Source organism: Mesorhizobium sp. M7A.F.Ca.CA.004.04.2.1, assembly GCF_004022825.1.
GTDB lineage: Bacteria > Pseudomonadota > Alphaproteobacteria > Rhizobiales > Rhizobiaceae > Mesorhizobium.
In genome coordinates this window covers 1-1965 of the sequence record NZ_RZPH01001072.1, presented here as the reverse complement: position 1 = coordinate 1965, position 1965 = coordinate 1, and the positions used below count along the sequence as shown (strand labels likewise).

At 63.8% G+C, this 1965-nt stretch carries 1 protein-coding gene; it reads left to right on the top strand.

The genetic code is table 11. The annotated features are described in order from the left end of the window. Positions 1 to 132: 132 nt before the first annotated feature. On the top strand, positions 133 to 1902 hold the full coding sequence (locus tag EN893_RS31395; RefSeq protein WP_127267256.1) for an ATP-binding protein: 1770 nt from the start codon (positions 133 to 135) through the stop codon (positions 1900 to 1902). Positions 1903 to 1965: the final 63 nt, after the last annotated feature.

The window sequence follows — 1965 nt, the reverse complement described above, 5'->3', positions numbered from 1 at the left end:
CATCAGGGCACCATCCAGGACTGCAGCGGCGTATATGGATCAATCGCCAACTTATGCGAAACAGGTTGCCGGTAGATCAACGGTACCGGGGAAGACCGCCCGGAGAATACTTGGGGCAATTGGGGGGATTCGATGCAGGAAGACAAGATACGCCAGGCCCTGATCGGACTCCTGTATCGCAATTCCTACGGCGTGGTCATCTCCAACATCGTGATCTCGATGGCGGCGGTCTATGTGCTGAGAACGGCCGTTTCCACCCATTGGCTGATCGGCTGGCTAGCGGCGCTGTATCTGCTGACGGCTATCCGGGTGCTGGCGTCGCGCCGTTTTTTCAGCCGCGCCCGGGATCGCCACTCGATCTTGCGCTGGGCATGGCTGGCGACGGCATTTTCCTGCATGTCAGGCCTTCTGTGGGGTGTGCTTGGCTGGGTCGGATTCATGCCCGAGGCGCCGATCGTGCTGTCCTTCACGGTCATCGTCCTGACTGGTCTCGTCTGCGGCACCGTGCCGTCTCTGTCGGCCTTTCCGCCGGCGCTGGTTGGTTCCATCCTGGCAACGGTGGTGCCGGTCGCCCTGCGCTGCCTGACCACCCAAAGCGATATTTCCGGCGCCTTCCTGTTCCTGCTCGCGTCGCTGGTGGCGATCAATTTCTACTACTGCCGTATCACCTACCGCATGCTGCGCGAAACCGTCAGCCTGCGACTGGAGAACGAAACGCTGGTCGAGCATCTGCAAGAGGAACGTGACAGGGCGCAGACCGCCGACCGTGCCAAGACGCGTTTTCTGGCGGCGGCGAGTCACGATCTGCGCCAACCGATCCATGCCCTGAGCCTGCTGGTCTCGACGCTTGCCGTTTTGGGGCAGCGCGGCGACGTACCCTCCGGCGAGGCGCGCGACCTGGCCAGCCGGGCGAAATCGGTTGTCAGCAACTTCAGTGGGCTGCTCAACGCTTTGCTCGATATCTCCCGGCTCGATGCGGGCATCGTCACGGTCGCGAGCGAGGCGGTGCCGCTGCGCGACCTCTTTGGTGATCTTCGCAATGAATTCGCCGCCGAGGCGAAACAGCGCGGACTTACGTGGCGCGTGGTCGACAGCGGCCTCTGCGTCGACAGCGACCCGATGATGCTGAAGCGCATTCTCAACAACCTGGTGTCGAATGCCTTTCGCTACACCAAGCAAGGTGGTGTCCTGTTGGGCTGTCGCCGGCGCGGCGCATGTGTGGAGATACAGGTCCTCGACAGCGGCCCCGGCATCCCCGCCGATCAGCAGGGGATGGTCTTCGAGGAGTTCGTGCAGTTGCAGAACCCGGCGCGGGACCGCACGCAAGGCCTGGGACTCGGGCTCGCCATCGTTCGCCGCACCGCCGACCTGTTGGGGCACCCGCTGAAATTGGCTTCGACGTCCGGACGCGGTTCCCTGTTTTCCATCACCGTCGCGAAGGCCGGCGCGGTGCAAGCTCGCTTAGAGGTCGACACGACATCGCCGGCCAGCAGTGCCGCCGGCATCATGGTGGTCGAGGATGAGGGCGACGTTCTCGATGCCATGGTGCGCTTGCTCAACCTGGAGGGACATCGTGTCTATCCCGGCCGCTCCGCCGCAGAGGCACGGAAGGCCCATGCGGCGGCGCTGGCTGCCGGCGATGCGCCGGTCGACCTGATCATCGCAGACTACCGTCTCGAGAATGACACCACCGGCACCGACGCGATCCGTGCGCTTCACGCCCATATCGGCCGCGTTGTCCCGACCATCATCATCACCGGCGATACCTCGCCTTCGCGCCTCAAGGAGATCAGCGCCAGCGGCAGCCGCATCCTGCACAAGCCGATCGCCGACGAGGAATTGCGCGAAACCATTGCTGCGGCCTGCTTTGCTGGCAAGGCGACAAGTGGGGACACACGTTAAACGAAAATGCGCGCTGGACGGCACCACGGTTCGGCGCGCCGGCAAGCCGCGATGCAGCACGCT

Bases quoted from the DNA above. Each gene is read 5' to 3' on its own strand.
- EN893_RS31395 (WP_127267256.1), top strand. From the start codon at position 133: ATGCAGGAAGACAAGATACGCCAGGCCCTGATCGGACTCCTGTATCGC.